The organism is Bacillus sp. 3103sda1, assembly GCF_024159135.1.
Lineage (GTDB): Bacteria > Bacillota > Bacilli > Bacillales > Bacillaceae_G > Bacillus_A > Bacillus_A rhizoplanae.
Genome location: NZ_JAMYWS010000001.1, coordinates 3,362,185 through 3,389,154, shown reverse-complemented (window position 1 = coordinate 3,389,154; position 26,970 = coordinate 3,362,185). Strand labels below are relative to the sequence as shown.

General features: G+C 35.4%; 33 protein-coding genes and 2 riboswitches. Of the genes, 20 read left to right on the top strand and 13 right to left on the bottom strand.

Annotation, left to right across the window (positions count from 1 at the left end):
- Nucleotides 1–88: 88 nt before the first annotated feature.
- The gene (locus NKR74_RS16885; RefSeq protein WP_098310510.1) at nt 89–706 is read right to left on the bottom strand and encodes a nitroreductase family protein; all 618 of its coding nucleotides are present in this window, start codon (nt 704–706) and stop codon (nt 89–91) included.
- A gap of 343 nt (nt 707–1,049) precedes the next feature.
- On the opposite strand from NKR74_RS16885, the gene NKR74_RS16880 reads away from it, so the two are divergent.
- From NKR74_RS16880 to NKR74_RS16865, 4 genes are all read left to right on the top strand, one after another.
- Complete coding sequence (locus NKR74_RS16880) at nt 1,050–2,342, top strand: sensor domain-containing diguanylate cyclase (protein WP_253631171.1); 1,293 nt, start codon at nt 1,050–1,052, stop codon at nt 2,340–2,342.
- A 95-nt stretch (nt 2,343–2,437) separates the two neighbouring features.
- Nucleotides 2,438–3,550, top strand: a complete 1,113-nt coding sequence (locus tag NKR74_RS16875) for a serine hydrolase domain-containing protein (RefSeq protein WP_253630314.1) — start codon at nt 2,438–2,440, stop codon at nt 3,548–3,550.
- Between the two features lie 4 nt (nt 3,551–3,554).
- Nucleotides 3,555–4,439 (top strand): NAD(P)-dependent oxidoreductase, encoded by an 885-nt coding sequence (locus NKR74_RS16870; RefSeq protein ID WP_253630313.1) that lies wholly within the window; start codon nt 3,555–3,557, stop codon nt 4,437–4,439.
- Between the two features lie 4 nt (nt 4,440–4,443).
- Nucleotides 4,444–4,776: a DUF3909 family protein gene (locus tag NKR74_RS16865; RefSeq protein ID WP_253630312.1), complete on the top strand. Its 333-nt coding sequence runs from the start codon at nt 4,444–4,446 to the stop codon at nt 4,774–4,776.
- A gap of 28 nt (nt 4,777–4,804) precedes the next feature.
- Here NKR74_RS16865 and NKR74_RS16860 read toward each other — a convergent pair whose 3' ends face one another.
- The 6 genes from NKR74_RS16860 to NKR74_RS16835 form a co-directional block, all read right to left on the bottom strand.
- On the bottom strand, nt 4,805–5,083 hold the full coding sequence (locus NKR74_RS16860; RefSeq protein WP_098310514.1) for a hypothetical protein: 279 nt from the start codon (nt 5,081–5,083) through the stop codon (nt 4,805–4,807).
- A gap of 243 nt (nt 5,084–5,326) precedes the next feature.
- Entirely contained in the window at nt 5,327–5,839 is a 513-nt protein-coding gene (locus NKR74_RS16855) for a 1,2-dihydroxy-3-keto-5-methylthiopentene dioxygenase (RefSeq protein WP_253630311.1), read from the bottom strand.
- The gene (locus NKR74_RS16850; RefSeq protein WP_098310516.1) at nt 5,817–6,455 is read right to left on the bottom strand and encodes a methylthioribulose 1-phosphate dehydratase; all 639 of its coding nucleotides are present in this window, start codon (nt 6,453–6,455) and stop codon (nt 5,817–5,819) included. Before NKR74_RS16850 ends, NKR74_RS16855 begins: the two co-directional genes overlap by 23 nt.
- Nucleotides 6,452–7,111, bottom strand: coding sequence for a 2-hydroxy-3-keto-5-methylthiopentenyl-1-phosphate phosphatase (locus tag NKR74_RS16845; RefSeq protein WP_253630310.1), 660 nt, complete (start codon nt 7,109–7,111; stop codon nt 6,452–6,454). Before NKR74_RS16845 ends, NKR74_RS16850 begins: the two co-directional genes overlap by 4 nt.
- Nucleotides 7,108–8,352, bottom strand: a complete 1,245-nt coding sequence (gene mtnW / locus NKR74_RS16840) for a 2,3-diketo-5-methylthiopentyl-1-phosphate enolase (protein ID WP_253630309.1) — start codon at nt 8,350–8,352, stop codon at nt 7,108–7,110. Before mtnW ends, NKR74_RS16845 begins: the two co-directional genes overlap by 4 nt.
- Nucleotides 8,353–8,416: 64 nt before the next feature.
- Nucleotides 8,417–8,523: riboswitch (SAM riboswitch) on the bottom strand.
- Between the two features lie 52 nt (nt 8,524–8,575).
- Nucleotides 8,576–9,766 (bottom strand): pyridoxal phosphate-dependent aminotransferase, encoded by a 1,191-nt coding sequence (locus tag NKR74_RS16835; protein ID WP_253630308.1) that lies wholly within the window; start codon nt 9,764–9,766, stop codon nt 8,576–8,578.
- A 14-nt stretch (nt 9,767–9,780) separates the two neighbouring features.
- On the opposite strand from NKR74_RS16835, the gene NKR74_RS16830 reads away from it, so the two are divergent.
- The 3 genes from NKR74_RS16830 to NKR74_RS16815 all read left to right on the top strand — a co-directional run bounded on the left by NKR74_RS16830 (nt 9,781) and on the right by NKR74_RS16815 (nt 12,556).
- Entirely contained in the window at nt 9,781–10,647 is an 867-nt protein-coding gene (locus NKR74_RS16830) for a carbon-nitrogen family hydrolase (protein WP_253631170.1), read from the top strand.
- A gap of 74 nt (nt 10,648–10,721) precedes the next feature.
- Nucleotides 10,722–10,867: riboswitch (SAM riboswitch) on the top strand.
- A gap of 85 nt (nt 10,868–10,952) precedes the next feature.
- A complete protein-coding gene (mtnK, locus tag NKR74_RS16825; RefSeq protein ID WP_253630307.1) occupies nt 10,953–12,137 on the top strand; it encodes an S-methyl-5-thioribose kinase in 1,185 nt (394 codons plus the stop codon).
- Nucleotides 12,138–12,403: 266 nt separating this feature from the next.
- Complete coding sequence (locus NKR74_RS16815; RefSeq protein ID WP_098310521.1) at nt 12,404–12,556, top strand: YvrJ family protein; 153 nt, start codon at nt 12,404–12,406, stop codon at nt 12,554–12,556.
- 221 nt (nt 12,557–12,777) lie between these two features.
- Here the strand turns inward: NKR74_RS16815 and NKR74_RS16810 are convergent, their stop codons facing one another.
- Nucleotides 12,778–13,554 carry a 3-hydroxybutyrate dehydrogenase gene (locus tag NKR74_RS16810; protein ID WP_253630306.1) on the bottom strand — a complete coding sequence of 259 codons (777 nt, stop codon included), beginning with the start codon at nt 13,552–13,554 and terminating at the stop codon, nt 12,778–12,780.
- Nucleotides 13,555–13,752: 198 nt separating this feature from the next.
- Here NKR74_RS16810 and NKR74_RS16805 point away from each other — a divergent pair, with 198 nt between their 5' ends.
- Both NKR74_RS16805 and NKR74_RS16800 read left to right on the top strand, forming a co-directional pair.
- A complete protein-coding gene (locus tag NKR74_RS16805) occupies nt 13,753–14,085 on the top strand; it encodes a PadR family transcriptional regulator (RefSeq protein ID WP_098310523.1) in 333 nt (110 codons plus the stop codon).
- A gap of 70 nt (nt 14,086–14,155) precedes the next feature.
- Complete coding sequence (locus NKR74_RS16800) at nt 14,156–14,371, top strand: hypothetical protein (protein ID WP_253631213.1); 216 nt, start codon at nt 14,156–14,158, stop codon at nt 14,369–14,371.
- A gap of 102 nt (nt 14,372–14,473) precedes the next feature.
- Here NKR74_RS16800 and NKR74_RS16795 read toward each other — a convergent pair whose 3' ends face one another.
- Genes NKR74_RS16795 through NKR74_RS16785 form a run of 3 tightly spaced genes read right to left on the bottom strand, consistent with a single transcriptional unit; the run spans nt 14,474 to nt 16,166 of the window.
- Nucleotides 14,474–15,091 carry an ImmA/IrrE family metallo-endopeptidase gene (locus tag NKR74_RS16795; protein ID WP_098311385.1) on the bottom strand — a complete coding sequence of 206 codons (618 nt, stop codon included), beginning with the start codon at nt 15,089–15,091 and terminating at the stop codon, nt 14,474–14,476.
- 54 nt (nt 15,092–15,145) lie between these two features.
- Nucleotides 15,146–15,442, bottom strand: coding sequence for a hypothetical protein (locus tag NKR74_RS16790; RefSeq protein ID WP_098311384.1), 297 nt, complete (start codon nt 15,440–15,442; stop codon nt 15,146–15,148).
- Nucleotides 15,443–15,482: 40 nt separating this feature from the next.
- The gene (locus NKR74_RS16785; RefSeq protein ID WP_253630305.1) at nt 15,483–16,166 is read right to left on the bottom strand and encodes a hypothetical protein; all 684 of its coding nucleotides are present in this window, start codon (nt 16,164–16,166) and stop codon (nt 15,483–15,485) included.
- A 547-nt stretch (nt 16,167–16,713) separates the two neighbouring features.
- Between NKR74_RS16785 and NKR74_RS16780 the strand changes: the two genes are divergently transcribed.
- The 7 genes from NKR74_RS16780 (at nt 16,714) to NKR74_RS16750 (ending at nt 21,610) form a co-directional block, all read left to right on the top strand.
- Nucleotides 16,714–17,007 carry a DUF3928 family protein gene (locus tag NKR74_RS16780; RefSeq protein ID WP_098305787.1) on the top strand — a complete coding sequence of 98 codons (294 nt, stop codon included), beginning with the start codon at nt 16,714–16,716 and terminating at the stop codon, nt 17,005–17,007.
- A 269-nt stretch (nt 17,008–17,276) separates the two neighbouring features.
- Nucleotides 17,277–17,726 carry an NUDIX hydrolase gene (locus NKR74_RS16775; RefSeq protein WP_098305785.1) on the top strand — a complete coding sequence of 150 codons (450 nt, stop codon included), beginning with the start codon at nt 17,277–17,279 and terminating at the stop codon, nt 17,724–17,726.
- A 146-nt stretch (nt 17,727–17,872) separates the two neighbouring features.
- Entirely contained in the window at nt 17,873–19,048 is a 1,176-nt protein-coding gene (locus tag NKR74_RS16770; protein WP_098305783.1) for an acetyl-CoA C-acetyltransferase, read from the top strand.
- 552 nt (nt 19,049–19,600) lie between these two features.
- The gene (locus NKR74_RS16765) at nt 19,601–20,344 is read left to right on the top strand and encodes a hypothetical protein (protein WP_098305781.1); all 744 of its coding nucleotides are present in this window, start codon (nt 19,601–19,603) and stop codon (nt 20,342–20,344) included.
- A gap of 95 nt (nt 20,345–20,439) precedes the next feature.
- Complete coding sequence (locus NKR74_RS16760) at nt 20,440–20,637, top strand: hypothetical protein (protein WP_098305779.1); 198 nt, start codon at nt 20,440–20,442, stop codon at nt 20,635–20,637.
- Between the two features lie 5 nt (nt 20,638–20,642).
- A complete protein-coding gene (locus NKR74_RS16755; RefSeq protein ID WP_253630304.1) occupies nt 20,643–21,152 on the top strand; it encodes a GNAT family N-acetyltransferase in 510 nt (169 codons plus the stop codon).
- A 146-nt stretch (nt 21,153–21,298) separates the two neighbouring features.
- On the top strand, nt 21,299–21,610 hold the full coding sequence (locus NKR74_RS16750; protein ID WP_253630303.1) for a DUF2157 domain-containing protein: 312 nt from the start codon (nt 21,299–21,301) through the stop codon (nt 21,608–21,610).
- Between the two features lie 20 nt (nt 21,611–21,630).
- Here NKR74_RS16750 and NKR74_RS16745 read toward each other — a convergent pair whose 3' ends face one another.
- Complete coding sequence (locus NKR74_RS16745) at nt 21,631–22,065, bottom strand: DUF3997 domain-containing protein (protein WP_253630302.1); 435 nt, start codon at nt 22,063–22,065, stop codon at nt 21,631–21,633.
- Nucleotides 22,066–22,211: 146 nt separating this feature from the next.
- Between NKR74_RS16745 and NKR74_RS16740 the strand changes: the two genes are divergently transcribed.
- The 3 genes from NKR74_RS16740 (at nt 22,212) to NKR74_RS16730 (ending at nt 23,740) form a co-directional block, all read left to right on the top strand.
- Nucleotides 22,212–22,667: an RDD family protein gene (locus tag NKR74_RS16740; RefSeq protein WP_253630301.1), complete on the top strand. Its 456-nt coding sequence runs from the start codon at nt 22,212–22,214 to the stop codon at nt 22,665–22,667.
- A 398-nt stretch (nt 22,668–23,065) separates the two neighbouring features.
- Nucleotides 23,066–23,164, top strand: coding sequence for a flagellar motor protein (locus tag NKR74_RS16735; protein WP_098305769.1), 99 nt, complete (start codon nt 23,066–23,068; stop codon nt 23,162–23,164).
- Nucleotides 23,165–23,263: 99 nt separating this feature from the next.
- Entirely contained in the window at nt 23,264–23,740 is a 477-nt protein-coding gene (locus NKR74_RS16730; protein ID WP_141524952.1) for an SDR family NAD(P)-dependent oxidoreductase, read from the top strand.
- Nucleotides 23,741–23,786: 46 nt separating this feature from the next.
- Here the strand turns inward: NKR74_RS16730 and NKR74_RS16725 are convergent, their stop codons facing one another.
- A complete protein-coding gene (locus NKR74_RS16725; protein WP_098305765.1) occupies nt 23,787–24,887 on the bottom strand; it encodes an ABC transporter ATP-binding protein in 1,101 nt (366 codons plus the stop codon).
- Nucleotides 24,888–25,147: 260 nt separating this feature from the next.
- On the opposite strand from NKR74_RS16725, the gene NKR74_RS16720 reads away from it, so the two are divergent.
- Nucleotides 25,148–26,842: a glycoside hydrolase family 13 protein gene (locus NKR74_RS16720; protein WP_301287715.1), complete on the top strand. Its 1,695-nt coding sequence runs from the start codon at nt 25,148–25,150 to the stop codon at nt 26,840–26,842.
- The last annotated feature ends 128 nt before the right edge of the window (nt 26,843–26,970 follow it).

Here is a 26,970-nt window from a genome sequence, read left to right as displayed (position 1 = left end):
TGGAAGATAGCTGCCCGTAAGTACCCGATTGGTTCAACTAACCATCAGTGGGGGGATGAAGAAAACCCCCACTGATGGAAGTTTCACTTTATTTTGCCCATTCTGTTACTTGTTCTACGCTCATGCGTGGTGCTGGGTGACCTGCTAATGTAGATTCACCAATTGTAATTAACATAATTGGAAGGTAGCGAGAAGACACGTTAAACTCTTCCATTAATGCTTGCGGGTTAAAACCTCCAATTGCACATGTGTCCCAACCAGTTGCTTTTGCTGCAAGCATAAGTTGCATTGCTGCTAAAGATGCATTAGAGAATGCGGCATCGCGTGGGTATTGTTCACGTTGATATGCACCTTCAATATTTTGTGACAAACGATTTTTTGCTTCTTCTTGCATAAGTCCTTGTTCTACAAGTGGACCGTATACAGCATCAACATTTTTATATGCTTCTAAGTCAGCTAATATAGCGACAACTGCAGAGGCATCAAGAATTTGTTGTTGATTATATGCAATTGGATGTAAGCGACGTTGTACATCTTCTCCTTGGAATACAAGGAACTTCCAGTGTTGTAAATTCCATGCTGATGGTGCTTGGCCAGCAGCTTTTAAAATATCATATAATTCTTCTTTTGAAATTTCTTTTTCAGGGTTGAAAGCACGATTAGATGTGCGTTCGTATAAAACAGTAAAGAAATCTTGCTGTGTCATTATAATTCCTCCAACCTTTGTTTCTATTTGTAAATGAGTTGAATGTAAAAATGTTCTTAACTTACATTTTGTAAGTAGATACTGTAAAAGGATATAATATATGCAGTTCTATTGTCAAGTGTTTTAAAAAAGATATGAATAAAAGAAGATATTCGCACAAACGTCTCACTTATTGTTGTCATACAATAAAAAGATGATACAGGGCTTCAAAAGGTTTATGTAACGTGAAACAGCCATGTGATGGTTTGTTGAACAAATCAAGTTCTTATAAGTGATGAACTCTATCGTAAGGGATTCTTAAGCTTGTAAGAATGGGATAAATGAAGTGAGTGAAAACCTAGTGGTGAACATTCTGCATTTTTTATTGGAACATACCGTTTTTCAAAATGTATTACAAGATCTCGATGTGAATGTATTGTATATTGAAGAAGGTCATAACGAGCAACATACAGTTGCAACGTTAAAGCCAAAGTGCTTGTTTTTGGCACATAGTTTTAAGGACGGGAAAATATTGTTTGAAAAAGTTCAACCACAAATCGTAATTATATATATTTCTCATGCTTCTCAAGTCGAATTTGTAAAAGAATTATTTACTTCAAATATTTCTTTTATCATTGTATGGAGTGCACAAGTTACATCTCAGTTTGTTGAACTTATTAAACTTGGGGTACGAAACATTGTGTTACCTCCAATTACGCCTCAATCTATACTTGCTGAAGTGCAAAAGAGTGTGTATGAGTTGTCATTGTTAAAACAAGTCATATTACAACAAGAGTTACTTCAAATGATATTCGATTTTCAGAATGATTTGTTGTTTATTGTAGAAGATGATGAAATTATAGATTGCAATACAAATTTTTTACGTTTTTTCGGATATGAAGATCTTATGTCATATCATGAGCATCACATGACATTTGCTGAACATTTTGCAGAGGAGAATGGGTATTATATTGCAGAAAATGATACAATGTGGATTGATGATTGCTTAACGAAATCAAGAAAAATCAAAATGTATAATGAGGCTGAAGAAGCAACTGTGTTTTTGTTACGTATTGCTCCTTTGCCGGATGATGTAACGAGATTCATCGTTACATGTACAGATATTACAGAGTTAGAAGAAGAGTATAAAGAACAAGAGCGCTTAGCAACAATTGATTCCTTAACAAATATTTATAATCGGTTGAAGTTTCAAAGACTATTTTCACAAGGTTGGGAAACTGCTATACGAATGAGCCAATCATTTGCTCTTATTTTATTTGATCTTGATGATTTCAAAAAAGTAAATGACACATATGGTCATGATTTTGGAGATTTAGCATTGGTACAACTAGCGGAACTTGTGACAGCAAAATTACAGTCGCATCATGTTTTTGCACGGTGGAGCGAAGAAGAATTTATTATTTTTTTGTCTCATACAACAGAAAAAGAAGCATTTCAAATTGCGGAATCGCTTCGATTTTTTATCGAAACAAAAAAATTTTCTGGAATTTCAAATATCACAGCAAGCTTTGGTGTTGCTGCATATGAAAATGGAATTACAAAAGAAATATTGATGCATCGAGCAGATGTTGCATTATATGAAGCAAAGAAAAAGGGGAAAAATCAAGTGTGCTTATATAGAAAAGAAAAAATGTAACATTTTTTCGCAACAAATTGTTGCGATTTTTTTTTATTATCGGATAATGGTGAGGGGGGAATGATTATTTAAGATGCGATGGAGGATTTTTAGTAATGAAGACGTTATGGAGTACAATTATTGTTTTGCTTTCTATTTTATTAGTTGGGAGCTATTTCTTTTTTAAATTACCTGCTAAAAAAGAAGCGAAGTCAATAAAAACAATACCCTCTACTGATACAATAAAAGAAAGAGAAAAAGAAATTGATTATACGGCTGTTGCACAAAAACTAGAACAATATTTAAAAGATAAACAATTTAATGGCTCAGTTCTCGTTTCATATCAAGGCCGTACAATATTAGATAAAGGGTATGGCTATGCGGATGTACAAAAACAAATTGAAAATACGCCGCAAACAAAATATCGAATTGGTTCTATTACAAAAACGACAATTGCGGTGTCGATTCTACAGTTGCAAGAACAAGGAAAAATAAATATACAGGATAACGTGAATAAATATATTCCTTCTTTTCCTGTTAATAAAAATATTACGTTGTATCATTTATTAACGCATACATCGGGACTCCCTGATCATGGAAAAGGGAAAGTCAATGCGGCATCCCGTCTTAGTTTAGTGACATGGATTGGACAACAGTCAACTGCTTTTCAACCTGGAAGTGGCTGGTTATATTCAGATTATAATTATATGTTGCTAGCTTATATTCTAGAAAAAAACTCGGGACAATCTGTAGCACAATACGTTACAGATCATATCTTTATTCCCGCGGGGATGACAGAGTCAGGTATGGGAGAGACACCAGCAGGAGATGTGAATTTTTCAAAAGGATATAAAAAGAAAGAGAATGAACTTGTGCTAGCGCCTAAATTAGCAATGAATTGGTTATATGGATGCGGAGAGATGTATACAACGGTGCATGATATGAAAAAGTTAGATGAAGCAATTATGACAGGTAAGCTTATCTCTGCTGAAAGCTTAAAATTAATGCTAACACCATCTTCAGAAAAAAAATATGCATTTAGCTTATATATATATCCAGATTATTATCATAATCATGGTGTACTTTCGGGATGGAATACATTTAACAATTTTAATTGGGATAAACAATTATTTGTAATTGAATTCTCAAATGTGCAAAATGGAATTGATGATGAGTTTAATAATGAATTTCGTAAACTTGTGAGTGATTTATTAGAGAAAAGGGGATGAGAAGATGAAGCAGATATTGCCACCAGCTTCTATTGGTTTTGTTGGTACAGGTGTTATGGGAAAGAGTATGGTGCGTCATTTATTAAAAGCTGGTTATACTGTTTATGTATATAATCGTACAAAAGAAAAAACAGCAGCTTTGATTGAAGAAGGTGCGTACTGGTGCGATTCTCCTAAGGAAATTGCAAGAACAGTAGATGTTGTAATGACTATGGTTGGTTATCCACATGATGTGGAAGAAGTATACTTTGGTGCAGAGGGGATTCTTACTCATGCAGAACGAGGGACGATTACGATTGACTTTACAACATCAACACCAACTCTTGCGAAACGTATTTATGAAGAAGGGAAGAGCAAGGGAATTCATGTATTAGATGCCCCCGTATCGGGCGGAGATATCGGAGCAAAAGAAGGAAGCCTTGCGATTATGATCGGTGGGGATGAAGAAGTATATGAAGCATGCTTTCCGTTATTTGAATTGTTAGGCAAAAACATTATATTGCAAGGAAATGCAGGTAGTGGCCAACATACAAAAATGTGCAACCAAATTGCGATTGCATCTAATATGCTTGGTGTATGTGAAGCACTTGCTTATGCAAAAAAGGCAGGTTTACATCCAGAAAAAGTGTTACAAAGTATTTCTACTGGTGCAGCAGGTAGCTGGTCATTAAGTAATTTAGCACCGCGCATGTTACAAGGTGATTTTGAACCAGGATTTTACGTAAAACATTTTATTAAGGATATGAAAATTGCGTTAGCAGAAGCAGAACAACTTGGGTTATCTGCGCCTGGCTTAGCTCTTGCGCGAGAATTATATGAACAATTGATGCAAGACGGTGAAGAAAATAGCGGCACACAGGCATTATATAAACGATACATAAAGGAGTGAGTGTATGGGTTTAGAGAAATTTGATATTATCATTGATACGGTACAGCGCGCAGAAACAATTTATATTAATGATAAGCAACTGGCTGCGTTTAAAAAGAAGTATAGTTTTGAACCGGTATTTGAATATGGTAGAGATGAAACAGGTCGTTATGTCATTCGAACAACGAAAGAAATGCTAGAAGAGATGGAATTTTATTTAGCGTTAAAGTACGAACGTGATCTCATTGATTTATATATGAATGCAGAAGTAGACGGGAAATTTTATGTTTCGGTTAGTTATGGAGAGGATGCACTTCATTTACAGGAGCTATTTCAATTTTTAGAAGAAAATAAATAAAAAAGTCCTCATATGAGGACTTTTTTATTTAGGAAAGGCCTGTTGCTCGGCGTGCTTTTTCAATTGGAAAGGGAATGACTTCAGCCATTCTAGTTCGAGTAAATCGTTTTGTGCGAGAATGACGTAATATATATAGTGCAAACAGTAAACAAACAGGAATTGCACCATATAAACCAAAAAATAAAGCGCTTACAGAAGATGCGACAAAACCAATCATACCAACTTCTAATTCCTCCATAATGGCTCCCACAACAGCAGGTATAGACCCGCAAACGACACCGAAAAGAATGGCTAAAATTAACTCCATATATTCCCTTCCTCCTTTTTACAATTCCACTTGTTTTTTCTATTATTTGTATTATAACACATTTTAAACAGAATATTCAGAAAAAGTTCACAAAATGTTCATAAAATTGTAAAAAATTATTCAACAAAAAATGCAGGTTTATCTCCTGTATAGAGATAAACCTGCCTATAGGAGGATGTATATATGTAGAGTGAATAAAAGGAAGAAAAAGGGGAATCCACTCCTTTTATTCAACGTACTACCTTAGTAAATAGGAACCCAACCTTCAGTTGTCACAAAAATACGAATTGCAACAACTTGACGATCATCTTGAAGTGTAAAGTAATGTCTCGCGTTTTCAGGAACCGAAATTAAATCGCCTGGTTCAAGTTCAACATCAAAGAAACGACCGTTTTTTCCTTGAATGGCAAAAATGCCATGTCCGCTAACAATAAAGCGAACCTCATCATCAATATGATGGTGCTCTTGTTTAAAGTTTACTAACAATTCATCTAGATTCGGTGTTGCATGAGAAAGTGAGATGACATCGCTCGCTTGATAGCCGCGGCGCTTAGAAACATCAGCAATTTCTTCTGCGAATACTTCTAAAATTTCTTTCTTATTTTCATCAGTTAATGCATAGTTTTCTTGTAAATGACCAGGAAGTTTTGTGATATCCCATTTCTCATACAAAACACCTTCAGTTTGTAAAAACTGTTGTACTTCTATTTCTTTTTCAATACGAGTATTAACTTCATGAATACGAATTTGTGCCATGTTGAACGCCTCCTTTAATTGATAACAGTTTAATATGAAATTGGAATAAAAACTCGTATGCTTCTAATCTCTTTTTTGTATCAAAGCTATCTTTTCCCCATACTGTAATACCGTGATTGCGAATTAAAACAGCTCCTGCATCTTCGTAAATATGATTGCGAAAGCTCTCACCTAACGTTGGAATATGAGCGTAATTTTCAATGATTGGAATACGAATAGAAGCTCCTTCTTCCCAAATATTGAGTGCTTTAATAATTTCTTGATTACAAAGCACAACTTCTTTGTCGTATACGTTTGTAATTACATTATTATCGGTTGTATGGACGTGTAAGACGCATGCAGCGTTTGTATGATTATAAATGTGAGTATGCAACAATGTTTCTGCAGAAGGGCGTAAATCTGTTTCTAAAACAGGGGTTCCATTTTGATCGACTAACAGAAAATCGTCGGGTGTTGTTTTTGTTTTATCTCTTCCGCTTGCTGTAATGAGAAAGGTAAGGGGATTGTCACTCACTTTTATTGAAATATTTCCGCTTGTTGCTGGAAACCAGTTCCGGTCGGTTAATTCTTTTTTCAGTTCACTCAGTTCTTGCCATTGACGAAATAGTTGTTTCACTTTATCACCTCCAACAATTGCTTCACTTCGTTTTGTATATCGTGAAATGTTTCAAACGGTGTATAAGAAATGTGATGTTCTTTACATTTTGTAATAAGAAAGTCACGAGCAAATACCTTGTCAGCAAGCTTTGCTGCTTGTAAATCTGTAATAGAATCACCAATTATGATTTTAAAATCATTTTGTGAACTTAAATTGCGAATAAGTGTTGATTTACAAAGACCACATTCATTTTCGCAATGCTCATCACATGGATATGGCCAGTTTACTTGAACTGTTTTACCCGAAAAATCAGTTGCATTACAGTAAATTTGATTAGAATCTATAAGTTCTTCAAGAAGAGGATAAACGAAAAAGTCCATTCCTCCTGATATAATATGAAGTGAGATGTTCTTTGTTTGGACAAACTGTACGAATTCTTCAAAACCAGAACGAATGACAGCAGTCTTTTTTATGAAAGTTGTAATCTCATTTTGTAAACTTGTAGGTAATAGAGAAAAAAGTTTTCCTACACCTTCTTGAATAGAAAGTTTTTGTGATAAAATTTGTTGTTTAATTGTTTCCGCTTCCGGCGGTGCAAACTTTTCCATAATGGCAACGATATTATCGTTATTTGTAATTGTGCCATCGAAATCGCAAAAAATGTGAATGCTCATGATTTCACCTCTTTAGAAGGGTCGCCCCACAAACGAAGGGCTGCTTGTAAATAAGAATCATCAACTGCATACAGCGGTGTGTTTGTTAGCGTTGCATCGATGGCAGCTCGAAATGCTTTTCCGCCTCCCTGTGCACCAAATGGATGTCCGTGAATACCGCCACCAGCATTAATGACACATTGCTGACCAAAATCACGAATAAGAAGTGGAACAAGTCCTGGGTGAATACCAGCAGATGGAACAGGAAAGCTTCGTTTCAATGGTTCGTTTTCATCTGTAAGTGCTTTTGCTAGATAAAGTGCTTCTTCTTTTTTTAAAGCAACGGTTCCATAAGGTGATGGAAATAATGAGAAATCTGCGCCTGCATAGCGAAGTAGTTTACCTAGTAATAAGGAAGACGAAAATCCATATAATTCAGATGCGATGTAAGTTCCACTTACTGCTGGATGTGCCATGATTGGGATAGAAATATCATCGTCTTCAGCTAATGCTTGTAAAACATCAAGTCCATAAGCAAATACATTGAAGAGTAATACATCAGCTCCAGCTGCAACTGCTTGTTTTGCTTTCTCTTTTAAATCATAAGTTCGTCCGGATAAGTTAACAGCGTATAACGTCTTATGACCGTATGTTTCGTATACAGACTGCAATACTTCTTTTCCAGCCCGAATGCGTTCTGACAGTGGTGTTAACGGATTATCAAATAAAATTTCATCATCTTTTACAATGTCTACACCGCCGCTTGCTTGATCACGAAGCTGTGTTTTTAAATAACCGATATTACGACCAATCATTCCTTTAAAAATACTCATGAGAAGAGGGCGATCGTGAACATTCAAAGTGCTTCGTATCCCATCGATACCAAATTTAGGACCTGGAAAACATTTTTTTATATCATCAGAAAATGTCAAATCAATTAATTTAATTTCTCCATCCAGTGATAGCTTTCCGAAAACAGTTGTAAAAACCGCTGGTAAGTCGGTACTAAAGTTAGCAGATGGATAATGAATTTTAATAAGACCGCGTTTTACTTTTTTATCAAGGTATATATTTATTTTTTCATTATCTTCTAATTCTTCTACGCTAATGACTGAGCCTTTATGTTGTTTTAATTGTTCTTGTAGTAATTGGGGTAAGTGTGTCCACGAACCAACCGTTAAGCCGAGGGCGATTTGCTCTGCCTTTTGAATTAAATTTTGAGAATCATCATGAATTAAATATGTCGCTGTTATTCCGCTCATTTTCATAACCTCCTAGTTGAATAAAAAAACCTCTCAGCTAAGGAGAGGTTTTTTTACAACCAGCTCCTTATCTGTCAGCTTAATGCTGCGAGAATTAGCACCGTGCCTATATAAAATAGATCGGTTGCCGGGTTTCATCGGGCTCGTCCCTCCACCTGCTCTTGATAAGAAGTATTCGGAAATGTTTTAATATTTTTGATAACTGAATTCTGACAGAGAATTTTTATGTTGTCAATGATTTTTTGAAAATTTTTAATTGATTAATTCTATGGACCGCTTCGCGAAGGCGTTCTTCTGTATGTAATAAGCCAACGCGAATGTAACCTTCCCCATGTGTACCAAAGCCGACACCTGGTGCAACGGCAACGTGAGCTTGCTCTAATAATACATCAGCAAATTGTTCTGAAGTATACCCATCTGGAACAGGCAGCCATGCAAAAAAAGATCCTTTTGGTGCAACCACATTCCAACCGATAGAATGACAGGTAGTAATCAAAGCATTTCTTCGAGATTCATAGCGTTCAACTAGTTCATCTACGCAAGTTTGCGGACTTAATAACGCTTGGCGAGCAGCTTCTTGCACGGCACCAAAAATACTGACATACATATGATCCTGTAATAAGTTGATTGCTTCAATGACACTTTCATTCCCAACAGCAAACGCAATGCGCCACCCTGCCATATTATATGTTTTTGATAATGTATAAATTTCAATGCCAACATCTTTTGCTCCATCAACTTGTAAGAAACTAATTGGCTTTTTAGCATCAAAGCCAATGGCACCATACGCGAAATCATGACAAACTAAAATGTCATGTTTGTTTGCAAACGATATAGTTTTCTCGAAGAATTTTGTTGTTGCAATGGCTCCTGTTGGATTGTTCGGATAGTTTAAAAACATTAATTTTGCTTGTTCAGCAGTTTGGGAATCAATCTTTGTATAATCAGGTAAAAAATGATTTTCTGCTAATAATGGCATTGTTGCAAGTTTTGCTTTCGCTAAGGCAACACCTGATAAATAATCTGGATAGCCAGGATCAGGAACGAGAATTGTATCGCCTGGATTTGTAAAACAAAGCGGTAGCTCAACTAATCCGGCTTTCCCGCCAAATAAAACAGCTACTTCGGTTTTGGGATTTAACTGTACACCGTATTCACACTCATAAAACGTAGCGACAGCTTCTTTTAAGCTTTCATGCCCGCGAAATGGCGGATATTTATGATGAATTGGTTGTTCTGCTGCACGCTGTAGCGCTGCTACGATATGCGCTGGCGTTGGCTGATCTGGATTTCCTTGTCCTAAGTTAATAATATCATGACCAGCTTGCACGGCTTTGTTGACTTTTGTGACGAGCGAAGCAAAAAATTGTGTTGGTAATAATGTTAATGACTCAGAAGATTGAAAATGCTTCATACTTTCCACCTCTTTTGAAAGTTGTTACAATTCTAGTGACAAATAATATAATCTTTCCAACTTTTTGTAAAGAAAAAATAAAAGGGAGTAGGGAGAAATTAATGAAAATTGCTTGTATTCAAATGGATATTACTTTTGGGAATGTAGAAAAAAATATAGAACATGCCGAAAAAAAAATAAACGAAGCGATGAAGGAAAAGCCAGACGTTATTGTATTACCAGAGTTATGGACAACAGGGTATGATTTGGAACGTCTTCCTGAAATTGCTGACCCAGATGGGAAATACACGAAACAATTATTATCAAAGTGGGGTAAGCAAAATTGTGTGAATATTGTTGGAGGATCGATTGCTAAGCAGACAGAGAAAGGTGTTACAAATACAATGTATATTAGTAATCGAAGCGGAGAAATTGTGGCTGAATATAGTAAAGTTCATTTGTTTCAACTGATGGATGAGCATAAATATTTAATTGCTGGAAATGAAACTGGGCATTTTCTATTAGAGGATATACCGTGCGCAGGAACAATTTGCTATGATATTCGTTTTCCAGAATGGATACGTGTTCATGCTGCACACGGGTCAACAGTATTATTCGTTGTAGCAGAGTGGCCACTTGTTCGCTTAGCGCATTGGCGGTTATTACTTCAAGCAAGGGCAATTGAAAATCAATGTTATGTTGTAGCGTGCAATCGTGCTGGACGTGATCCGAATAATGTATTTGCAGGCCATTCTCTTATTATTGATCCTTGGGGAGAAGTCGTAAATGAGGCAGATGAAACAGAAATGATTTTGTATGGAACATTAGATGTAAAGAAGATTTCTGAAGTGCGTAAAGGGATTCCTGTTTTTTTTGATCGCCGACCAGAATTGTATAAGTGAAAAAAGTATTGACAAACAATTTTTATTCTTGGTATAGTCAACAACAGAAACTAAAAAATTCAGACAACTATATACTCTTATCAAGAGCAGGTGGAGGGATTTGGCCCGATGAAGCCCAGCAACCGACCGTAATACCATTGTGAAATGGGGCGCACAGTTCGCGCCTAGTAAGGCACGGTGCTAATTCCAACAGAAAGAGAAACTTTCTGATAGATAAGAGGGGAGAAGTGAATCTTCAAACCTCTTTCGTCATCGAAAGGGGTTTTTTATGATGAAAAACCCCAATACATTTAGGGGGAATCAAAATGGGATACAAACAATTAACAGAAGAAACAGCCGTTACATATGCGAAAGAAAATGGTTATTTTTCAGAAAAGGCAGTTGTCACTTGTGAAGAAATTGGTGATGGGAATTTAAATTATGTGTTTCGTTTACGTGATGGGAAGAAGGGATTGATTCTTAAGCAAGCTCTTCCATACGCAAAGGTAGTAGGAGAAAGTTGGCCGCTATCTTTACGCCGTGCAACCATTGAAAGTGATGCATTGCAAATTTTTGCAAAATACGTACCAGAGTATGTACCGAAAGTATATGGGCACGATGAAACATTAGCGATTAGTGCTATAGAAGATTTATCAGCTTTAACGATAACGAGAAAAGGATTGATAAACGGGGAAGACTATCCACTATTATCCAAACATATCGGGCGTTTTTTAGCTCATGTTCTTTTTTACACATCTGATTTCGGACTACAAGCAGAAGAAAAAAGAGTGCTAGATAGTCAGTTTGTAAACCCTGATTTATGTAAGATTACAGAGGATCTTGTATTTACTGATCCATTTGCAAACCATGAAACAAATGAGTATGAAGAAGAATTACAGGGTGTTGTTGACGAACTTTGGTGTGATAAAAACTTGAAGCTACAAGTAGCGCAGTGTAAGTATAAGTTTTTGACGCGAAAAGAATCATTAATTCACGGTGATTTACATACGGGAAGTATATTTTCATCATCTTCAGAAACGAAAGTGATTGATCCAGAATTTGCGACATTTGGTCCGTTAGGGTTTGATCTAGGTCAATTTATTGCGAATTTATTATTAAATGCACTGTCGCGTGAAGAAAACAAACGCAGCGTATTATTTTATCATATTGAGCAAACATGGAGTGTTTTCGTAGAAACATTTACAAGGTTATGGATGCTCGAAGGCGTAGAACCGTATACGAGAGAAAAGCAATGGCTACCAATTGTACTGAACAATATTTTCACTGATGCAGTTGGATTTGCAGGATGTGAGGTCATTCGCCGTACAATTGGATTAGCGCATGTTGCAGATTTAGATGAGATTTCTCATAAAGAAACAAGGTTACAAGCAAAAAGGCATGCATTACGGTTAGGAAGAAAATTACTTCTACATAAAACAGAAAATGCAGATGCTCGTTTGTTCCATATATTATTTGATTCTATTGTTTTGGGGAAGGAAGTAAAAGCGTGAGTATAAGCATAGCAGTACCTCGTTCTATTAGTTGGAAGGGAGATTCCATCGCTCTTTTGAATTAAACGAAGTTGCCGACTATTGTTGAATATAAGGCATTAACTACAATTGAAGATGTTTAGAAAAGTATTGTTTTATTAGAGGTGCAAAGGGATTATAAAGTGAAAATCGCAAAGATATTCGGAAAAACAAAAATGATTTAGCTTGTTTTTATTTACCACTTTTTTGGAGTCTCTCTTACTTATAATAAGAAGGGAGGAGAGACTATGGAGGAATGGATATCGGTTATTGGCAATGTTGGCTTTCCAATTGTTGTTACGCTATACTTACTGCATAGAATTGAAAGTAAGTTAGATAGCGTTATTGTCGCGATTGAGAAGTTACCAAAGCAGATGCAAAGATATGAAGCTCCAAAATAAAGTGAAACTTTCATCAGTGTGGGGGACTTCATCCCCCACTGATAGTTAGTTGAATCAACCGGGCTCTTAGGGGCAGTTATCCCCCGCCTATCTTCTTCGCTTTCGTGGGGGTCTTACTGCCCAAAAGTAGCGGGATAAAATATGTGATGAAAACGGATTGTGTGGTAAAGGCACAATCCGTTTTTGTATATATTTAAATAGAAGAAAAAATTTGCTGAACTTTACTGTGCGGTATAACCACCATCAATGACAACAGATTGTCCTGTAATGCCTTTTGCTTTCTCACTTGCTAAAAATAAGGCGTAGTCTGAAATTTCCTCCACGCTAAGCAATCTTTTTTGTGGTACAAGCGGGTAAATGACATCCTCTAATACATGTTCAAGCGGGACATCTCTGGTTATCGCTAAATCTTGAAGTTGGTTGCGAACAAGAGGCGTATCAACGTAGCCGGGACAAAGTGCATTTACTGTAATATTACACTCGGCACCTTCTAATGCTGCTACTTTTGTGAGCCCAATTACCCCGTGTTTGGCACTGTTATATGCAGATTTTCCAGCAAAACCAACAAGACCATTAATAGAAGCTATATTAATGATGCGTCCGTATTTTTGTTTTTTCATAATAGGAAAAGCATGTTTTATCGCAACAAATGGTGCAATTTGCATAATCTTAATAAGCATTTCAAATTTTTCAGTTGGAAAATCTTCAATTGGAGAAACATATTGCATACCTGCGTTATTAATTAATATATCAAGTGAACCAAAACGTGCAACTGTTTCAGAAATAGCTTGTATAATCTCTTGTTCTACTGTCACATCACATTGCATTCCAAATACTTTATATCCTTCGTTCTGTAATTGTTTCGCCGCCTCTTGTGCCTTGTCCTCTAAACGATCTGTAATCATTACAGTTGCGCCTTCTTTTGCAAAGGCTTTTCCCATTTCGTATCCAATTCCGCTTGCGGCACCTGTTAAAAATACAACGCGATTTATAAACATTTTTTATTCCATTCCTTTCATGAATATAGTTAACTCTATTGCTCTATTTAGAGAAATAAGGATGGAAATCCTGCAATCTTTTGGAAAAAATGCTCAGGCTATCTTGTGAAGCAAAATACTGTTTGTTATACTACTTGGTAAAGCAAGATACTTATACTTATCTATCTTGTAAAACAAGATAGAAGGAGGATTTGAATAATGTCGACGAGTCAAATGCTAAAAGGTATTTTAGAAGGATGCTTGCTTGCTATTATTTCTGAAGGAGAAATATACGGATACGAAATGAGTGAAAAACTGGCACAGTACGGTTTTACAATGGCAAGTGAAGGAAGTATTTATCCGTTATTAATTCGTATGCAAAAAGAAGGATTGATTACGAGTACGATGAAGGAGTCACCATCTGGTCCAAAGCGAAAATATTATACATTAACAGAAAAAGGTGAAGAGGCATTAGATGATTTCATGGAAAGGTGGGAAGCGATGCAAAGTAGTGTGCAGCGGTTGTTAGAGGGAAAGGAAAGCAGACGATAAAGTCTGTATTCCTAACGCTGAAACAATGAAAGGAAATCAAAAATAAGTAATCTAGACGAGGAGGTTACATATGAACGTTTCTAAAGAAGGTAAAAAGTTTTTGATTGATATGAAAGTATATTTATTAACAAAAGGAATAAAAGAAGATGATATAAATAACTTTTTAGAAGACGCTGAGCTTCATTTAATAGAAGGAGAAAAAGAAGAACGATTTGAAAAATTTGGGTACTTGTATTTTGGGTGTGCATTTTTATTTATATGTGCAGGGCTACTGTTAATTTGGTAAAGGTCGTGTGAATATGAAATTCCTTTGTTCTTCTTCTTTCTGTTTTGGTTTTGTAGTTGGATTAGGATTTTAATATTTACAAAGAAAAAGTAACTGCAGCGGTTACTTTTTTTCTTTGCGCAATAAGGGACTTTTTAAAGATAATTCTCTTTGGGTATTTGTTAATAAGGAATCTATTTGTGATTTATAAGGGGTAGGAATGATGTAATGCATAAGGTTTGTGGGAGAAGGATGGTGTTCGGAACCGTTTGGACATTCGGGATCTGCATTTGTAAGCTTGTCCTGTACACGGCGCGTGAATAAAATGTGACCAATTTCATGTGCGAGTGTGTACATGTTCTTCCAAGCTGAAGCGGCGTTTGTTAATACAATGTAACCTTTAATTTGTTTATTAGTTGATAAAGAATAGGCACAAGCGATAACGGATTGTTCTTGAAAATAATCACTACCGATATAACAAATATAAATATCACTTTGCGATGCACGTTCGGTACATTCAGCAAATAAAGAAGTCAACTTTGGTTGTGATTTTAGTGAAGACATGTAACTAATTTCACCGTCATGAAAACGATAGGGTTCGTCTAACGTTCTGATATCTTCAATTTGAAATACGATAGGATGCCAAATATATTCAGTAATTGTAATATCCCTAGCAATCCGGTCTTTATCAATATTCGCTCCAGGAGCGATGCAAACACATATGTTAACGTAAGGACACATATGAGACACCTCAAATATAGTGAATTTTTCTGACGAGATAAAAAGAAAATATCTTTAACGATTGAAAAGAGGAGGAATAAATGTTTTTAATGTATCTACAGTATTTTTTGAGCGCATCATGTATGGGGAATATTCTTTATTTGATAAAAGATGCGGCAACATATCATCATCTTTGTTAAGCAAATTTCCAAAATTTGTTAGCATATGAGTAAATTGTTCATCCGTAATCATACCGCTCGTGTGCCAATAGCACATCATCGCATAGGCAATGGAGCTTGTATCGACGTTTACGTTTATATTAACATGGGAGTTTCCGCTGTTTGAAATATTTGAGCCGTTTTCTGGTAGCATGATAAAACCTCCTTACAAAAATAGGCTACGTTTTAGTAGCCTAATCGTATTTGTCTCGATTATAGTTGTTTTGATTTGAGTAATTTTGATTTGAGTAATTTTGATTTGAGTAATTTTGATTTGGGTAATTTTGATTTGGGTAATTTTGATTTGGGTAATTTTGATTTGGGTAATTTTGATTTGAGTAATTTTGATTTGGGTAATTTTGATTTGAGTAATTTTGATTTGGGTAATTCTGATTTGGGTAATTCTGATTTGGATAATTTTGATTTGCGTAATTTTGTGAGGATTGAGCGGAATTATTTAATGCATTTGTTAAAAATGGGAGCAAAGCCGCTAATAATTGGTTTGTAACATCTGTATTCAACTGTCCTTGTCCCTGTGCTTGCCCTTGCCCTGGTCCTTGTCCCTGTGCTTGCCCTTGTCCCTGCTCTTGTGATTGCTCCTGCCCCTGCCCCTGTTCTACATCAGTAGACTGCCGATTCGAAGAAGCTGTTTCAGAATCTAAATCAGAGTCTACATTTAAATTTACGCGGGAATTTCCACTGTCTGAAATCTGAGCAACATTGTGATTGTGTGTATGTTTTTTTGTAGTTTCTTCTTGTGGATCAGATCCAGATTCAGATTCAGATCCAGATTTAGATCCAGATTTAGATCCAGATCCAGATTGTTTTTCTGTATATTGGGGTTTTTTTCGACGGCGCTCATAATAATAAAAACACAACAATACCCTCTCCTTTATGAACTATAGAAAATGTCTATATCAATACTTTATGTGAAAATAAAGAATATGTATGGACAAATTAACTATCATTTAGCGTAGTTTTTTATCATGTCACAACATAAGTTGATAAGAAATTATTATATTTACAATAGGATGATTTATGATAAACAGTAATATTAAATTATATATATTTAGTGTTCTTGTTGTTAGATTTTTTAACAGTGGAATTAATATGTAGTAAGATAATCGAAAATGTTGTGATTATGAGTACTTTCTTTGGAACGACTTGTTTATAAGATCCCCCACCTTAAAATTCGGAGAGCAATGAAGAAGATAGGATAGGTGGGGGATAACTGCTGGCATGTGCCCGATTGGTTATAACCATCAATGGGGGATGAAAAAACACTGATGGAAGTTTCATTTTATTAGCAGCTGTGTGTTGGCCGGGAAAATAAAAAATTGATTGAAAGAAGTCAGAAAATAGTCACACTTCGACACGTTTATATATCCACTTTTTGTTATAGTAAAAAGAAAAGGGGGAAAAAACATGTATACATTTAAAATTGTTTCAGATCGTGAAGCTGTTTATCAGTTTGCGAGTTATGCTCAAGTTGTACAAGGGATAGAAAGTGTATATGTGGAAGTAGGTGAACCTTTGTATGAGCGTCCTCTTATGAAGTTTTATGTTCATGTCTCCATAAAACAAGAGTATGAACAAGCAAAAGCGTTGCGTGAAATCGCGCGTTTAGTAGAATTAGGACGTTTTACATACGTACATTACCGAGATGAAGAAATTGAAAGAGCATTTGAAGAAGTAAAATATGAGAGCCGTGTAGGCTAGATAATAAGGAAGAAAGGGGCTAATGTGAATTAGCTTCTTTTTTTGTTTATCTCGCATTAACGGGCCTCAAGATTCAGAGAGAAGCAAAGAAGATAGATGGGGGAATAACTGCCCGTAAAAGCCCGATTGGCTCAACTAACCATCAGTGGGGGATGGGGAAAACTCCCACTGATGGAAGTTTCGCTTTATGAAAATATTTTTATATGTATCAAACAAATAAAGAAGGAATTTTGCTATGATAGGAGAGGAAAAGAAAGGGGAGTTATATAATGGGGTATATACAGGAACTGAGGGAATTAGTTGGAACAAAACCACTTATTATAGTAGGCTCAGCAATTATTGTTTTAAATGAAAAGAATGAAGTATTATTACAACTTCGTTCTGATACATATGATTGGGGATTGCCAGGGGGAGCAATGGAGCTAGGAGAAACAATTGAAGAAACAGCAGAGAGAGAATTAAGAGAAGAAACAGGTTTAAAAGCAGATTTCTTACAATTTCTTGGTGTGCTCTCTGGACAGGATTTATATTATCGTTATCCGCATGGAGACGAAATTTATAATGTAATCAATGCCTTTCAAGCACATCACGTATATGGTGAAATAGAATGTGATGAAGAAGGGGTAGACATTCGATATTTTCCAATTGATAAGTTACCGAAATTAAATACAACAACAGAAAAAATCCTTCAAAAATTTTTATTAGCATTAACAGAGTAGGAAGAAGAATGAACCTTCTTTCTATTTTTATTATATTAAATATTTTGATTTTTTAGTTACCTCATAATATAATAGATATAGATATACATCTTATGTTATTCCATCCAAAAATTCACTAGGGTACATAGGAGAGGAGAAAGTACAAGATGCGCAATGTAGTCATTACAGCTGCAGTTCGTTCACCAATTGGAACATTTGGAGGAGCTTTCAAAAATGTAAAACCGACTGAACTAATGGTTCCTGTATTACAGGAAGCTGTGAAAAAAGGCGGTGTTTTGCCGCACGAAGTAGATGAAGTGATTTTAGGTCACTGTATTCAACGAACAGATGAGGCAAATACAGCAAGAACAGCAGCGCTTATGGCGGGATTTCCTGATACAGTTACAGGTTACACAATTCAGCGTCAATGTGCTTCGGGTATGCAGGCATTAATTTCAGCAGCAATGCAAATTCAATTAGGTGTAAGTGATGTTGTTGTTGCAGGTGGAGTAGAAACAATGAGCTCTAGTCCATATGTATTAAAAGAGAACCGCTGGGGACAACGACTACAACACGGAGAAATTCGTGATATGGTGTGGGAAGTGCTAGAAGATCCAACGAATCATATTATGATGGGGGAAACTGCGGAAAATCTTGCTGAGCAATATGAAATTTCACGTGAAGAACAGGATGAAGTAGCAGTATTAAGTCATCAACGTGCCATTCATGCAATCGAAGCGGGCTATTTTGACGAGCAAATTGTGCCGATTACGATAAAGGAACGTAGAAAAGAGATTGTTGTTTCCAAAGATGAACATCCTCGTGCAGATATTACGTTAGAAAAACTTTCGGGTTTAAAAGCAGCTTTTCGTAAGGGTGGAACAGTAACCGCAGGAAACGCATCGGGTATTAATGACGGAAGCGCAGCGTTAGTACTAATGAGTGAAGAAAAAGCGAAAGAAAAAGGGCTGCAACCATTAGCGAGAATCGTAGGATACTCTATGGCAGGGGTAGATCCTAAAATTATGGGAATCGGTCCAGCACCAGCAATTCGAAAAGGATTGGAAAATGTAAATTGGTCAGTAAACGATGCGGATTTATTTGAAATTAATGAAGCATTTGCTGCGCAATATTTAGCAGTAGAAAAAGAATTGGGCTTAAATCGTGAAAAAGTGAATGTAAATGGTAGTGGAATCAGTCTTGGACATCCAATTGGATGTACAGGTGCACGTATTACAGTAAGCTTGATTCATGAATTAAGAAGACAAGGACTTGAAAAGGGAATTGCTTCTCTTTGTGTCGGCGGCGGTATGGGAGCAGCATTATTTATAGAAGCACTATAAGAAACAAAACCAGCTAATGTGTTCATTAGCTGGTTTTGTTTCTGTATGAAATAGTCTCCCTCGATCTTCAAAAAGAGTTTCACCGTTTGATAATACTCTGTTTCTTCTAAAGTAACTTCTTGTATTTTTCCTAATATAAGCAATACATAGTTGCATCTAGGTACACCATTAAAGTTGGGGAATGTGTAGTTATATTCAAAGTAGATTATATTTTCAAAATAGCAGAAAAGACAAGGATTAGACAACTTATTAATAAAAAATTAAGGACATTAAATACAGAATCTTTTTAGTTCTGTATTGCATTGTTCTCAGTTGAAGTGTAATAATGAAGAGTTATCTCATTTATTTATCCCGCATTAACGGACAGTAATACCTTCACCTCAAGATTCAGAAAAAAACAAAGAAGATAGGTGGGGGATAACTGCCCGTAAAAGCCCGATTGGTTCAACTAACCCTCAATGAAGGAAGTTTCACTTTATATTTAGAGAGAAAATAATTAGTATAGTTATATTTAATGGTTGTTTCATAGCATGTAATGATTGGAGTAAGACAATGAAAATATGGAACGTATTTTGTATTTTATGTAGTTTTGTTATTGTTTTAAGTGGTTGTGCTCAGCATGAAAAAGTGAAGCAGCCGAAGAAACAGACCATTCCAGAAACGAATGAATACGGCGGCATACAATTAACAAAAGTGGGACAAGAGATTAAAGAAAAAAATTGGGGCACTCTAAAATTAGAACAAATCAAACATGTAAATGAAACATTTACAGTTGGAACGATGAAAATCTATGTAGAAAATGTGAGAGTTATTACACTATCGAATATGGAAGATGAAACAAAAGAGACGTTGGAAATGTATACAAAATTAAGTCCAGAAGAAGTACAACGTCGTTTAGGTGAGACACTGGACCAAAAAGAGGCAGAATGGTATGCATCATTAAGTGGACAAGATATTGGTGATACTGCTAAATATGTTGAAATTACATATAAGGTTGAAAATACAGGAGACAAAGAGATGCAGTTCTTTTCTATGAATGATGTAACTGTAAATGAAACGCAACAATTTCATGTGCCAGCGCAAAACTTCTTATATGCAGAAGACACATTTGTTGGTACAAAAAATATAACGAGAGAGGATTATAGTTCCGGTGAAATAAGGGAAGGGTTAATTGGTCTTTTACTAAGTGATAATAATGAAAAAATAAAAAGGATTTCTTTTACAACAGATGTACTTGCAACAGGCGATACACATGAGAAAGTAGCAGAACCACAAACATTTGCCATTTCACTATAACAGTGAAATGGTTTTTTCTTAATTGTTAGTAGGACAGGAAATATGTCGTTTTGTAGAGAATTTATATACATATAGCGTTTAGGAGGGAAATGAAAATGCAGAAGGGATGCTACGTATGTGGTAATAAAGAAATAGAAACAGGTACTATGTCACCTTATATAGAAAGCAATATTGGAAGTTATATTGTTCCGTTTGCAGAAATGACAGCAGAAGTGGCAGTATGTAAAAATTGCGGAGCTGTTATAACGATGAAACAAGAACATATAGAGTATAATCAAAGGAGAGAGAAGTAAACGTAATGTATATTGTCAAAGCAAATCTACATGATGCAAAAGAACTTGCACGCGTTCATGTTGATAGTTGGAGAGAAACATATGAAGGCATTATGCCAAAAGATGTGTTAGATAAAAAATCGTATGAGAAACGAGAAGCATTGTGGAAACAAGTATTACAGAAGCAGCAGTCGCATGTTTATGTTGCCAAAACAATTGATGGGAAAATAATTGGTTTTGCAGATGGTGGGAAAGAGCGAACTGGTAAATATGAGTATGACGGAGAGTTATATGCGATATATATTTTACGGGCATATCAGCGTAACAAACTTGGAAAAAGATTGACAAAAGCGGTGGCAGCAGATTTATATAAGAATGGATATCGTTCTATGCTTGTTTGGGTAGTAGCGAACAATCCGTCTAAATATTTTTATGAAGCGTTACAAGCTTCTTTTGTAGATGAGAAAGATATTGAAGAATTATACATAAAAGAACTTGCATACGGTTGGAAAGATATACAAACTCTTTTCATATAATACAATTCCCGGCAACGGCCTGCTCGTTTTATTACTTCGTGAATATAATGAAGTGAATAGAGTGAAAGGAGAGACAATCCGTGAGAATATTCACGGTTTTGGTCGGGGTTATTATAGCCGCTTGCTTTCAAATAGGATTATTATGTATGTTACAACGAATCGAGCAACTATCACTTCCTCATTTTCTATATGAACTGGTATATGTAGGAGCATTATTTGGATTTGGAATGGGTATTGCGCATTATTTCTATAAACATAAGATTTATATACTTATAATCGTATTCGTCTTTTTATACGGATGGGGCTATTATCGTTATAATGACAGAGTTCAAAGCATTTTACAACTGCACATTGTATCGATTCAACACGCATTACTGTTATTATTTTGTATTATGTTTGGAACCATTGTTTATAGAATGTTGTTTTATAAAGAAAATAAAGAGAAAAAGGTCAGATGAAATATCTCATTTGACCTTTTTTAAGATTGTTGTTTTTCTTTTGTAAGGTAAGTTTTTACACTTTGTAATTGGAGTTGTTCAGGGAGACGAAATTCTTGTTTTTGTTCTTCAAATTGTTTTTTTGTATAGGGACCAAACCGGCGGTTATTTTTCAAATCGATAATCCAATAATTTTCTGTCGCTTGATTAGTAATAGAAGCATCGGGGTTATTAGGGTCATCTGTTTGCTCTGTTTGTTTTGCTAAAATATAATTGTCGTTCCAGGCAATTTCTACAATTTCTGGTGGAATATATTGAGAGGCGTACAAGGCGTCTGTTTTAGGGAAAAGTTCTAGTGCATTACCGGAAACATTAATGAGCTCATATTCATCCCCAATGCTGTAATGAGATGGATTAAAATTTGTTGCACAACTAGTTAAAAATACGAGAGAGCAAACGATGATGAATCGTTTCAATATGAGCTCCTCCTTCTGAAATGTGATTGATACATATTTTACAGGAAAAGAAAATAAAACACCAATTTATGAGTTGTTTACAACTGTTTTTAGACATGATACGATGAAACGGTTAATAAAGGATAGAAAAAAGGAGTCGACACAGCATGAAGCTGAAAATACATCAACCAGTGATTGTTATGAACCGTCTAGGGGCTGCAATGATCGATATGTTTTTCATTTCTGTTTTGTATGGTGCCATTGTTGCAATTACAACCGGAAACTATAAAGCGATTTTGAATCGTTTTAATGTAAGTTCAGGAGACATCCGTTATGACTTTGGGCTTGCATTTTTATTAATGGCGCTTTATTTTATTGTTCTACCATTTATTTGGAATGGATATACACTAGGGAAAAAAGTTACACGCACAAAACTTGTATCGCTTACACATGAAAAGTTAACGCTAGGAATTTTAACAATGAGGTTTATTGTATTGTTAGTACCGAATATTTTGTTTCTCGGTATTCCGATGATATGTAATATATACATGATGTTGGTTAGAAGTGATAATAGAGGTTTTCATGATCTTATAGTGAAAACTAAAGTTATGGGTGTTGTTTAGAGAAAGGGAAGCAGTTGCTTCCCTTTTTAAAATTTGAAAAAAATTTGTTTGTATAATTTGGTACAGGGGAAATATGAAAGAACTAGTCATACTAACATTAAAGATTTTGTCAGCACAATGGAGGATACTATGGAATTTGATTAAATAGGAAATGACTGAATAAAAATCAACTTGAATTATAAAAATATTTTTATTCAGTCTAAATTTTTACAAAATTCGATATATTTAATTTGGTATAATAGAATTTATATAGGACAGGCATCTCCTATATAGTACCCTCCATATTGATGGCGCGTCCAGGAAAGGCGCGCTTTTTTATGATCAATAGACTGAAAATTAGGAAAATGTTATTATTTATAATAAAGAGTTCATGTTTCTTCACATTGGGAGGGAGCGAAATGACAGGAGAAAGTTTATTATTTTGGGGAATTCTTATTTTTGTTGGTCTAGTTTTTGATCAGTATAATAGTAAGAAAAAAGAGAAAATTCGAAAGTAAGCGATTACATTATATGTATCTATCTTTTCCTGCTTGCGGATGCTTCAAAAAAAGGAGTATACTGTATGACGTTGAGACTAACCAGAAGGGGAAATGACGATGAAGCTAGCAGGAAAGGTTGCCGTTGTAACAGGCGGAGGCATCGGCATTGGTCGTAACACAGCTCTTTTGTTGGCAGGGCAAGGTGCAAAGGTAATTGTGACAGATATTGATGAGGAAAATGGACAAGCAACAGTGGAGGAAATTGTAGATTTAGGTGGCGAGGCACTTTTTGTTACTCATGATATGAGTAAGCGAAGTGATTGGCAACATGTTTTAGAAGTTGCAGTTGAAGCCTATAACAGAATCGATATGTTGTTTAATAATGCCGGATTATATAAAATAGATCCGATTTTTTCTCATGAAAAAGAGAACGATTCCAATGCACTTTGTATAAATGACGTCTGGATAGAAATAAAACAGCTGAGGTCATCTTTTATGAAACAGCAAGAAGAAGTGAGATTGACTGATCTTCCTATTTTTGGTGTTATCAGTACAAAGGAACAGTCACTTCATACAGTAGAATCTTTAGTATAATAAGTTGAAAACCGTCCCCAATTTATCTGTGGACGGTTTTTTTTATTTAGCGAATACGTTTTTCTGTTTTTACGTCAAAGAAGTGCGCTTTGTTCATATCAAAAGCAAGGTTAATCTGATCACCATGTGTAAAAGTATGTCTTGCGTCAACACGAGCTGCAAAATCTTGATTTCCAAGTTTCATATATAAAATAGATTCTGCACCTAATAGTTCAGCAACATCGATTCGCGTTGTAAATGTTGTACCTTCGGAAGCTTCTAAAAATAAAAGTTCATCATGAATATCTTCTGGGCGAATGCCTAAAATAATTTCTTGGTTAATGTAACCATGTTCATCCAGTAGTTTCATTTTTCCTTCTGGTACTTTAATTTTTACTTTATTGTTTATTACAAAATGATTCTCTGTTAATTGGCCATGGAAAAAGTTCATCGCAGGAGAGCCAATAAATCCGCCAACGAAAACATTTTCTGGTGTTTCATATACTTCTTTTGGCGTTCCGATTTGTTGTATTTTTCCATCTTTCATAACGACAAGGCGCGATGCCATCGTCATAGCTTCTGTTTGGTCATGTGTTACATAAATGGTTGTTGTTCCAAGTTTTTGATGAAGCTTAGAAATCTCAGAGCGCATCGATACACGTAATTTTGCATCCAGGTTTGATAACGGCTCGTCCATTAAGAAGACTTTTGCATCACGAACAATGGCACGTCCTAAAGCGACACGTTGTCGTTGTCCACCAGATAATGCTTTTGGTTTTCGATTTAAATATTCTTCGAGTCCTAAAATACGGGCTGCGTCTTTCACTCGACGATCAATTTCGTCTTTTGGTATTTTGCGAAGTTTTAAGCCGAATGCCATATTATCGTAAACACTCATATGTGGGTAGAGAGCATAGTTTTGAAAGACCATTGCAATGTCGCGATCTTTTGGAGGAACATCATTCATTACCTTGCCATCAATTGAGAATTCCCCTTTGGAAATATCCTCTAAACCAGCAACCATTCGTAATGTCGTTGATTTTCCGCATCCAGATGGACCGACAAATACAATAAATTCTTTATCTTGTATGTGTAAATTGAAGTCGGTGACTGCAGTTACATTGTTATCATATATTTTATAAATGTTTTCTAATTTTAGTTCTGCCATGACTTTTCCTCCTAGCCAAAAAGTATGCAAACGTTTTCCTTAATTTTATTATAAATGAATGCGTAAAAAAAAGAAATAAAAAATTAAAACGTTTTCATAAATTTAAGAAAATATACACAAAAATAGTGTGTTTTTAATATTAAAAGAGCTCTAACTATATTTTTTAGGCCATACAAAAAATGTAAGCATTGTTTTCATTTTATTCAAAATCTGTTATCATTCACTAATGAAAACGTTTGCGCCTGTTTTGCGATTAAATTATGAAATGGGGTAGCATGATGGAGAAACAATGGTGGAAAGAAAGTGTTGTATATCAAATTTATCCGCGTAGCTTTATGGATAGTAATGGTGATGGAGTTGGTGATCTTCGCGGAATTATTTCAAAGCTTGATTATTTACAAGAACTAGGGATAGATGTAATTTGGTTATCACCAGTTTATGAATCTCCAAACGATGATAACGGTTATGATATTAGTAATTATCGTAAGGTTATGGATGAGTTTGGGACGATGAATGATTGGGATGAATTGTTGGATGAAATGCATAAACGTAATATGAAATTAATGATGGACTTAGTTGTCAATCATACTTCAGATGAACATAATTGGTTTGTTGAATCCCGGAAGTCAAAGGATAATCCATATCGAGATTACTATATTTGGCGTGAAGGAAAAAGTGGAAAAGAGCCAAATAACTGGGGAGCTGCTTTTAGTGGATCTGCTTGGGAGTATGATGAAACAACAGATGAATATTACTTACATTTATTTTCAAAAAAGCAACCAGATTTAAATTGGGATAATGAACATGTGCGCAAAGAGATTTATGAGATGATGAAATTTTGGCTGGACAAAGGAATTGACGGCTTTCGAATGGATGTCATTAACTTTATTTCAAAAGTAGAGGGATTACCAGCTGTGAATACAGAAGCAGAGGGGTATGTATCGGGTCATCAATATTTTATGAATGGACCTAATATTCATACGTATTTACATGAAATGAATCAAGAAGTGTTATCTCAATATGATATTATGACAGTTGGTGAAATGCCTGGTGTAACAACGGAAGAGGCGAAGCTTTATACAGCTGAAGATCGTCAGGAATTACAGATGGTATTTCAGTTTGAACATATGGATTTAGATTCTGGAGAGAATGGTAAATGGGATGTAAAGCCATGTTCGCTTGTTGCATTAAAGGAGAACTTAACAAAGTGGCAAAAAGCATTAGAACATACAGGATGGAATAGTTTGTATTGGAATAATCATGATCAACCGCGTGTTGTTTCTCGCTTTGGTAATGATAAAACGTATCGTATTCCGTCAGCGAAAATGTTAGCGACGGTACTTCATATGATGAAAGGAACTCCTTACATTTATCAAGGAGAAGAGATTGGAATGACAAATGTCCAATTTGCTTCAATTGATGAATACCGTGATATTGAAACGCTGAATATGTACCATGAAAAAGTAAGTGAATGTGGTGAAAATCACGAAATGGTGATGCAATCTATTTATGCTAAAGGACGCGATAATGCTCGGACACCGATGCAATGGGAAGACAGTGAACATGCTGGATTTACATCGGGTAAGCCGTGGGTCCAAGTAAATCCTAATTATAAAGAAATTAATGCGAAGCAGGCATTACATGATTCAAATTCTATTTTTCATTATTATAAGAAATTGATTGAACTTCGTAAAAAGCACGAAATAATTGTGTATGGTACATATGATTTAATTCTAGAAGACCATCCATCTATTTTTGCTTACGTAAGAACATGGAAAGATGAGAAATTACTTATCATTGCAAACTTTACTGAGGATTCATGTGTATTTGAATTACCGGAGGAGATAGCGTACAGTAATGTAGATTTATTGATACACAATTATGATGTGCAGGATGAATCAATTGAAAATATTATTTTACAGCCTTATGAAACGCGGGCGTATAAATTGAAATGAGAAATATGTAAGTAGATATTAGAGAGGCTTGGAGACAGGTCTCTCTTGTTTCTCAATTAGAATGACAAGTCACGATGAGGGATGTGCTGGTATAAAGTAAAAGCCTTGTTTTCTATACAAGGCTTTTA

What these genes read in the sequence shown, in the direction of transcription:
- NKR74_RS16885 (WP_098310510.1), bottom strand. Translation starts at nt 706, where the DNA reads ATGACACAGCAAGATTTCTTTACTGTTTTATACGAACGCACATCTAAT.
- NKR74_RS16875 (WP_253630314.1), top strand. Translation starts at nt 2,438, where the DNA reads ATGAAGACGTTATGGAGTACAATTATTGTTTTGCTTTCTATTTTATTA.
- NKR74_RS16870 (WP_253630313.1), top strand. Translation starts at nt 3,555, where the DNA reads ATGAAGCAGATATTGCCACCAGCTTCTATTGGTTTTGTTGGTACAGGT.
- NKR74_RS16865 (WP_253630312.1), top strand. Translation starts at nt 4,444, where the DNA reads ATGGGTTTAGAGAAATTTGATATTATCATTGATACGGTACAGCGCGCA.
- NKR74_RS16860 (WP_098310514.1), bottom strand. Translation starts at nt 5,083, where the DNA reads ATGGAGTTAATTTTAGCCATTCTTTTCGGTGTCGTTTGCGGGTCTATA.
- NKR74_RS16855 (WP_253630311.1), bottom strand. Translation starts at nt 5,839, where the DNA reads ATGGCACAAATTCGTATTCATGAAGTTAATACTCGTATTGAAAAAGAA.
- NKR74_RS16845 (WP_253630310.1), bottom strand. Translation starts at nt 7,111, where the DNA reads ATGAGCATTCACATTTTTTGCGATTTCGATGGCACAATTACAAATAAC.
- mtnW (WP_253630309.1), bottom strand. Translation starts at nt 8,352, where the DNA reads ATGAGCGGAATAACAGCGACATATTTAATTCATGATGATTCTCAAAAT.
- NKR74_RS16835 (WP_253630308.1), bottom strand. Translation starts at nt 9,766, where the DNA reads ATGAAGCATTTTCAATCTTCTGAGTCATTAACATTATTACCAACACAA.
- mtnK (WP_253630307.1), top strand. Translation starts at nt 10,953, where the DNA reads ATGGGATACAAACAATTAACAGAAGAAACAGCCGTTACATATGCGAAA.
- NKR74_RS16815 (WP_098310521.1), top strand. Translation starts at nt 12,404, where the DNA reads ATGGAGGAATGGATATCGGTTATTGGCAATGTTGGCTTTCCAATTGTT.
- NKR74_RS16810 (WP_253630306.1), bottom strand. Translation starts at nt 13,554, where the DNA reads ATGTTTATAAATCGCGTTGTATTTTTAACAGGTGCCGCAAGCGGAATT.
- NKR74_RS16805 (WP_098310523.1), top strand. Translation starts at nt 13,753, where the DNA reads ATGTCGACGAGTCAAATGCTAAAAGGTATTTTAGAAGGATGCTTGCTT.
- NKR74_RS16800 (WP_253631213.1), top strand. Translation starts at nt 14,156, where the DNA reads ATGAACGTTTCTAAAGAAGGTAAAAAGTTTTTGATTGATATGAAAGTA.
- NKR74_RS16795 (WP_098311385.1), bottom strand. Translation starts at nt 15,091, where the DNA reads ATGTGTCCTTACGTTAACATATGTGTTTGCATCGCTCCTGGAGCGAAT.
- NKR74_RS16790 (WP_098311384.1), bottom strand. Translation starts at nt 15,442, where the DNA reads ATGCTACCAGAAAACGGCTCAAATATTTCAAACAGCGGAAACTCCCAT.
- NKR74_RS16780 (WP_098305787.1), top strand. Translation starts at nt 16,714, where the DNA reads ATGTATACATTTAAAATTGTTTCAGATCGTGAAGCTGTTTATCAGTTT.
- NKR74_RS16775 (WP_098305785.1), top strand. Translation starts at nt 17,277, where the DNA reads ATGGGGTATATACAGGAACTGAGGGAATTAGTTGGAACAAAACCACTT.
- NKR74_RS16770 (WP_098305783.1), top strand. Translation starts at nt 17,873, where the DNA reads ATGCGCAATGTAGTCATTACAGCTGCAGTTCGTTCACCAATTGGAACA.
- NKR74_RS16765 (WP_098305781.1), top strand. Translation starts at nt 19,601, where the DNA reads ATGAAAATATGGAACGTATTTTGTATTTTATGTAGTTTTGTTATTGTT.
- NKR74_RS16760 (WP_098305779.1), top strand. Translation starts at nt 20,440, where the DNA reads ATGCAGAAGGGATGCTACGTATGTGGTAATAAAGAAATAGAAACAGGT.
- NKR74_RS16755 (WP_253630304.1), top strand. Translation starts at nt 20,643, where the DNA reads ATGTATATTGTCAAAGCAAATCTACATGATGCAAAAGAACTTGCACGC.
- NKR74_RS16750 (WP_253630303.1), top strand. Translation starts at nt 21,299, where the DNA reads ATGTTACAACGAATCGAGCAACTATCACTTCCTCATTTTCTATATGAA.
- NKR74_RS16740 (WP_253630301.1), top strand. Translation starts at nt 22,212, where the DNA reads ATGAAGCTGAAAATACATCAACCAGTGATTGTTATGAACCGTCTAGGG.
- NKR74_RS16735 (WP_098305769.1), top strand. Translation starts at nt 23,066, where the DNA reads ATGACAGGAGAAAGTTTATTATTTTGGGGAATTCTTATTTTTGTTGGT.
- NKR74_RS16730 (WP_141524952.1), top strand. Translation starts at nt 23,264, where the DNA reads ATGAAGCTAGCAGGAAAGGTTGCCGTTGTAACAGGCGGAGGCATCGGC.
- NKR74_RS16725 (WP_098305765.1), bottom strand. Translation starts at nt 24,887, where the DNA reads ATGGCAGAACTAAAATTAGAAAACATTTATAAAATATATGATAACAAT.
- NKR74_RS16720 (WP_301287715.1), top strand. Translation starts at nt 25,148, where the DNA reads ATGAAATGGGGTAGCATGATGGAGAAACAATGGTGGAAAGAAAGTGTT.